The sequence below is a fragment of the Mycobacterium sp. genome (assembly GCF_036273375.1).
Lineage (GTDB): Bacteria > Actinomycetota > Actinomycetes > Mycobacteriales > Mycobacteriaceae > Mycobacterium.
Genome location: NZ_DASUHS010000164.1, coordinates 23,262 through 29,300, shown reverse-complemented (window position 1 = coordinate 29,300; position 6,039 = coordinate 23,262). Strand labels below are relative to the sequence as shown.

General features: G+C 67.4%; 5 protein-coding genes. 3 read left to right on the top strand and 2 right to left on the bottom strand.

Features of this window, described 5'->3' with window-relative positions; translation table 11 throughout:
- Window positions 1-45: 45 nt before the first annotated feature.
- Together VFW69_RS15715 and VFW69_RS15710 are read right to left on the bottom strand one after the other, a co-directional pair.
- Window positions 46-843, bottom strand: a complete 798-nt coding sequence (locus tag VFW69_RS15715; protein WP_526502430.1) for a family 1 encapsulin nanocompartment shell protein — start codon at window positions 841-843, stop codon at window positions 46-48.
- Window positions 840-1,850 carry a Dyp-type peroxidase gene (locus VFW69_RS15710; RefSeq protein WP_526502429.1) on the bottom strand — a complete coding sequence of 337 codons (1,011 nt, stop codon included), beginning with the start codon at window positions 1,848-1,850 and terminating at the stop codon, window positions 840-842. The genes VFW69_RS15715 and VFW69_RS15710 overlap by 4 nt, the downstream gene beginning before the upstream one ends.
- Before the next feature lie 100 nt (window positions 1,851-1,950).
- Here VFW69_RS15710 and VFW69_RS15705 point away from each other — a divergent pair, with 100 nt between their 5' ends.
- From VFW69_RS15705 to purL, 3 genes are all read left to right on the top strand, one after another.
- Window positions 1,951-3,258 carry a M18 family aminopeptidase gene (locus tag VFW69_RS15705; RefSeq protein ID WP_526502433.1) on the top strand — a complete coding sequence of 436 codons (1,308 nt, stop codon included), beginning with the start codon at window positions 1,951-1,953 and terminating at the stop codon, window positions 3,256-3,258.
- Window positions 3,259-3,277: 19 nt separating this feature from the next.
- Complete coding sequence (locus VFW69_RS15700; protein WP_526502428.1) at window positions 3,278-3,625, top strand: VOC family protein; 348 nt, start codon at window positions 3,278-3,280, stop codon at window positions 3,623-3,625.
- Between the two features lie 104 nt (window positions 3,626-3,729).
- Window positions 3,730-6,027, top strand: coding sequence for a phosphoribosylformylglycinamidine synthase subunit PurL (gene purL / locus VFW69_RS15695; protein ID WP_526502427.1), 2,298 nt, complete (start codon window positions 3,730-3,732; stop codon window positions 6,025-6,027).
- Window positions 6,028-6,039 lie beyond the last annotated feature (12 nt).

Below are 6,039 nucleotides of genomic sequence, written 5' to 3'. Positions count from 1 at the left end.
CGACGTGGTGCTCGATCTCTAGCGAAAACCCGTCGGCGTTTATTCCTACGGGCTCAGCGGGACGGACGCCTCCGCGGTGTAGCACAGGAAAGTCAGCGTCTCCTGCAGATACAGCTGCACACTGTCCGCGTCATGGCTGGTATAGCCGATCGACACGTCGGTTCCGAGCTGCAGATCGAAGTCGCCGCCGCGGGTGGTCAGCACGAAAGCGCCGTCGATGGCCGGCGCCCAGATGATGTCGCCGGGAACCAGCCGGTCGATGTGTTCAAGGATCGGATATCCATGTTCGGTCGTTTCGCTGACCCTCGTATAGACGTCGGCGGACAGCAACACTGAATAGGGGCCGTCGACACCTGCCAGCCGGAGTTCGGAGATCGCCTGGGTGATGACGTCGGGAATCTCGCTGGGATCGGCCGGCAGAGTCAGCGTCTTGTTCGAGCTGGCCGAGCGAATGCCCTCGATCGACGCCGCGGCGTAGCCCTCGAAGATGGTCCGGTCTTCCACGAACGCCAACTTTTTCGCGGCCTCCTTGACGGGGTCCCAGTCGGAGTCGTTGGCGCCGCGCTCGACGTTGTCGATCTCGTAACGCGACAGGGTGAACGGAACCCGCAGCCGGACAAGGGGTTTAGCCTCCCGTAGGTGGGCCTCCACGCCGTCGGTGGGTGACGCAACGTTTGCGAGCCGGCCGGTGCTCACTGCGGCGGTGACCGCTCCGCCGGGCTCGCTGACGTCGACGACCCGGCGCCCGGCGATGTGGCGTTTGAAGGTCCGGGTCGCCTCCGTTTCGATTTCGTTCCAGGCAGCTTCGGTTACCGGGGCCAGGTCGCGGTAGAGGTTGTTCATGAAAAGGTTCCTTTCAGGCTGCCGATCGAGAGTGAGCCGTTGTGTGCCACAGGCGTTTCCGCAGCGGGTGTTGCGGGCAGGGGCGGTGGGTCATCGAGAAAGTCCAGGGTGGGGGAGAAGAACAATCCGCCGGTGATGGCCGTGGAGAAGTCGAGGATGCGGTCGGTGTTGCCCGGGGGATCGCCGAGGAACATGTTGCGCAGCATCTGTTCGGTGACTTGCGGCGTACGCGAATAGCCGATGAAGTACGTGCCGTATTCGCTCTTGCCGAGCTCACCGAACGGCATGTTGTGCCGTACGATTTTCAGTTCGGTGCCGTCGTCGTCGGTGATCACGTTGAGAGCAATGTGGGCGTTGCCCGGCTTGACGTCGTCGTCGAGCTCGATGTCGTCGAGCTTGGTGCGGCCGATCACCCGCTCCTGCTCGGTGACCGAGATCGAATTCCACGACGACATGTCGTGCACGTACTTCTGCGCGTGCACATAGCAAGAGCCGGCGAAGTCGGGGTCCTCGTCGCCGACCGCGGTGGCACTGGTGGCCAGCGCGCCGTCCGGGTTCTCGGTGCCGTCAACGAATCCGAGCAGGTCGCGGTTGTCGAAGTAACGGAAGCCATGCACCTCGTCGACCACGGTGACCGCGCCGGCCATCGATTTGAGGATCCGGTCGGCCAACTCGAAGCAGACGTCCAAACTCTCGGCCCTGATGTGGAACAAAAGGTCCCCGGGCGTGGCGGGGGCGCTGTGCCGCGGACCGTTCAGCTCGGTGAACCGATGCAGTTCTGCGGGGCGCGGTCCGGAGAACAAGCGATCCCAGGCGTCGGAGCCGATCGAGGCGATCGCCGACAACCGTTTCTGCGGTTCGCGAAAACCGATCGCGCGCACCAGCCCGGGGATGTCCGGCAGCGCGTCGTGCACCCTCGCCTCTCCGCCGTCGTCGATGGTGACCACCAGGAAGATCGCTGCGGGCGTCAACGGCGCGAGGATCGGTTGCGGCTGGACGGTGGGCACGTTGGTGACCCTAGCGTGGCGACGGCGAGCGCCGGAAGTGGCGCGAGTAGGGAGCGCGCAATCGAACCCAGCGTGAACTGCATGACTGCGGACAGCCATGATGTTCACCATGTCCGGCGGGCCTCGAAACCAGGCGAAGTCCTCAGCGAGCGCGCATGGACTCTGCGATTTCATCGACGCCTCTCCGTCGCCATTTCATGTTTGCGCCACCGTGGCCGCTCGGTTGATCGCTGCCGGGTACACCGAACTGGACGAGGCTAAACGGTGGCCGTCCGCGCCGGGGCGTTACTTCACGGTGCGGGCGGGTTCGCTGGTCGCCTGGAATTCGGAAGGCGCCGACGGACCGTTCCGAATCGTCGGGGCGCATACCGATAGTCCCAACCTCAGGGTCAAGCAGCATCCCGACCGGGTGGTCGCCGGCTGGCGCGTGGTGGCGCTGGAACCCTATGGGGGCGCCTGGCTCAACTCGTGGCTGGACCGCGATCTGGGAATCAGTGGGCGCCTGTCGGTGCGAGCGGACGACGCAGGCGGGGGAATCGCGCACCGGCTGGTGCGGATCGACGAGCCGATCCTGCGGGTGCCGCAGCTGGCCATCCATCTGGCCGAGGACCGTAAGTCGCTGACGCTGGACCCGCAGCGACATGTCAATGCGGTGTGGGGTGTCGGCGAGACGGCGCGGTCATTCGTCGATTACGTCGCCGATCGTGCCGGAGTGGCGGCAACCGACGTGCTGGCCGCCGACCTGATGACTCACGACCTGACGCCTTCGACGGTGTTCGGCGCGGACGCCGGCCTGCTCAGTGCGCCTCGGCTGGATAACCAGGCCAGTTGTTATGCGGGGCTGGAGGCGCTGCTGGCCGTGGAAGAGGCCGCGGCCTATCTGCCGGTGTTGGTGCTCTTCGATCACGAGGAGGTCGGGTCGTCGTCGGATCACGGGGCGCAATCCGACCTGCTGGGTACCGTGCTGGAGCGAATTGTGCTGGCGGCGGGCGGTAGTCGCGAGGACTACCTGCGCCGGCTGCCGGCCTCGTTGCTGGTCTCGGCCGACATGGCGCACGCCACCCACCCCAACTACCCCGAGCGGCATGAGCCCGGCCACCCGATCGCGGTCAACGCCGGACCGGTGCTCAAGGTGCACCCGAACCTGCGCTACGCCACCGACGGCCGCACCGCCGCGGCGTTCGCGCTGGCCTGCGAGCAGGCCGGGGTGGCATTGCAGCGCTACGAACACCGGGCCGACCTGCCGTGCGGATCGACGATCGGACCGTTCACCTCCGCGCGGACGGGCATCCCCACCGTCGACGTCGGCGCGGCCCAACTGGCGATGCACTCCGCGCGCGAGTTGATGGGCGCGCACGACGTAGCCGTCTACTCGGCCGCGATGCAAGCGTTCCTTTCCGCCGACTAGCGGCATAAGGTCTGCCGGTATGGCGCTCAACGTGGAGATGTTGACCTTCGACTGCAGCAACCCGGCGAAACTGGCCAGCTGGTGGGCCGAGCAGTTCGACGGGACGACGCACGAGGTGCTGGCTGACGAGTTCACCGCGGTGACCTTCTCGCAAGGGCTGCGGCTCGGATTCCAGAAGGTGCCCGACCCGACGCCCGGAAAGAACCGCGTGCACCTCGATTTGAGTGCGGCCGACGTCGACGCCGAGGTGTCCCGGCTGACGGCGGCCGGAGCAACCGAGGTCGGCCGGCACCAGTTCGGCGACAGCTTCCGCTGGGTGGTGCTGGCCGACCCCGAGGGCAACGTGTTCTGCGTAGTGCGGCAGTAGCCCTAGTCAAAGCACAGACCTACTCAGCGGCGATGGGTCACGCCTAATTGAAGCGATAGGGCGGCGAAAGCGCCTGCAAGCCGCCCAGCCCTAGACTGTCTGGCGTGACTGTCTCCGGGACGAGTGCGCGCACCCACGCGATCGACACCGTCGAGCACGCCGTCGCCGCTCCCGACGAGCCGCAACCGTTCGCCGAGCTGGGCCTCAAAGACGACGAATACCAGCGGATTCGCGAGATCCTGGGCCGCCGGCCCACCGACACCGAGCTGGCGATGTACTCGGTGATGTGGAGCGAGCACTGCTCCTACAAGTCGTCCAAGGTGCACCTGCGCTATTTCGGGGAGACCACCACCGACGAGATGCGGGCCGGCATGCTGGCCGGCATCGGCGAGAACGCCGGCGTTGTCGACATCGGCGACGGCTGGGCGGTCACCTTCAAAGTCGAGTCCCACAACCACCCGTCCTATGTCGAGCCGTACCAGGGTGCGGCCACCGGCGTCGGCGGGATCGTCCGCGACATCATGGCGATGGGCGCGCGCCCTGTCGCGGTGATGGACCAGCTTCGTTTCGGCGCCGCCGACGCGCCGGACACTCGTCGCGTGGTCGACGGCGTGGTGCGTGGCATCGGCGGCTACGGCAACTCGTTGGGCTTGCCCAACATCGGCGGCGAAACCGTCTTCGATGCCTGCTACGCCGGCAACCCGTTGGTGAACGCCATGTGCGTCGGTGTGTTGCGGCAGGAGGACCTGCATCTGGCGTTCGCCTCGGGGGCCGGCAACAAGATCATCCTGTTCGGAGCCCGCACCGGGCTGGACGGCATCGGCGGCGTGTCGGTGCTGGCTTCGGACACCTTCGACGCCCAGAACTCCCGCAAGAAGCTGCCCTCGGTTCAGGTCGGCGACCCGTTCATGGAGAAGGTGCTCATCGAGTGCTGCCTCGAGCTGTACGCCGGTCACCTGGTGGTCGGCATACAGGACCTGGGTGGCGCCGGATTATCGTGTGCCACATCGGAATTGGCGTCAGCCGGCGACGGCGGCATGGCGATCCAGCTCGAGACCGTGCCGCTGCGCACCACCCAGATGACCCCCGCGGAGATCCTCTGCAGCGAATCCCAGGAGCGGATGTGCGCGGTGGTCACCCCGGAGAACGTCGACGCCTTCCTGGCGGTGTGCCGCAAGTGGGACGTGCTGGCCACCGTGATCGGCGAGGTCACCGACGGCGACAGGCTGCGGATCACCTGGCACGGACAGACTGTCGTCGACGTGCCGCCGCGCACCGTCGCCCACGAGGGCCCTGTCTACCAGCGTCCGGTCGCTCGCCCCGACACGCAGGACGCCCTGAACGCCGACAGTTCAACCCGGCTGCCGCGCCCCGCCACCGGCGAGGAACTGCGCGCCACTTTGCTTGCCCTGCTGGGTAGCCCGCACCTGTGCAGCCGCGCGTTCATCACCGAGCAGTACGACCGCTACGTGCGCGGCAACACCGTGCTGGCCGAGCACGCCGATGGCGGGGTGCTGCGCGTCGACGAGACCACCGGCCGCGGCATCGCCCTGTCGACCGACGCGTCCGGCCGCTACACCAAACTGGATCCCTACGCCGGCGCCCAACTCGCTCTGGCCGAGGCCTACCGCAACGTCGCCGTCACCGGCGCCACCCCGGTCGCGGTGACCAACTGCCTGAACTTCGGTTCGCCCGAAGACCCCGGGGTGATGTGGCAGTTCTCGCAGGCGGTGCGGGGCCTGGCCGAAGGCTGTGCGGCCCTGGGGATTCCGGTAACGGGCGGCAACGTCAGCTTCTACAACCAAACCGGGTCGACGGCGATCCTGCCCACCCCGGTGGTCGGGGTGCTCGGCGTCATCGACGACGTCGGCCGGCGCATCCCCACCGGCCTGGGCACCGAGCCGGGCGAAACCCTGATGCTGCTTGGCGATACGCGCGACGAGTTCGACGGCTCGGTGTGGGCGCAGGTGACCGCCGACCATCTGGGTGGGCTGCCGCCCAAGGTCGACCTGGACCGCGAGAAGCTACTGGCCGAGGTGTTGCGCTCGGCGTCGCGCGACGGCCTGGTGTCCGCGGCGCACGACCTGTCCGAAGGCGGCTTGGCGCAGGCTGTCGTCGAAGCCGCCCTCGCGGGTGAAACCGGTTGTCGCATCGTGCTTCCCGAGGGCGCCGATCCGTTCGTGACGTTGTTCTCCGAGTCGGCGGGCCGCGTGCTGGTGGCGGTGCCGCGCACCGAGGAGAGCCGGTTCCGTTCGATGTGCGAGGCGCGGGGACTGCCGGCGGTGCGCATCGGCGTCGTCGACCAGGCCTCCGACGAGGTGGAGGTCCAGGGACTGTTCACGGTTCCCCTGGCCGAACTGCGCGAGACTTCCGCGGCGGTGCTGCCACGGCTCTTCGGATGAGTGCCCGCAGCG

What these genes read in the sequence shown, in the direction of transcription:
- VFW69_RS15715 (WP_526502430.1), bottom strand. Translation starts at nt 843, where the DNA reads ATGAACAACCTCTACCGCGACCTGGCCCCGGTAACCGAAGCTGCCTGG.
- VFW69_RS15700 (WP_526502428.1), top strand. Translation starts at nt 3,278, where the DNA reads ATGGCGCTCAACGTGGAGATGTTGACCTTCGACTGCAGCAACCCGGCG.
- VFW69_RS15705 (WP_526502433.1), top strand. Translation starts at nt 1,951, where the DNA reads ATGTTCACCATGTCCGGCGGGCCTCGAAACCAGGCGAAGTCCTCAGCG.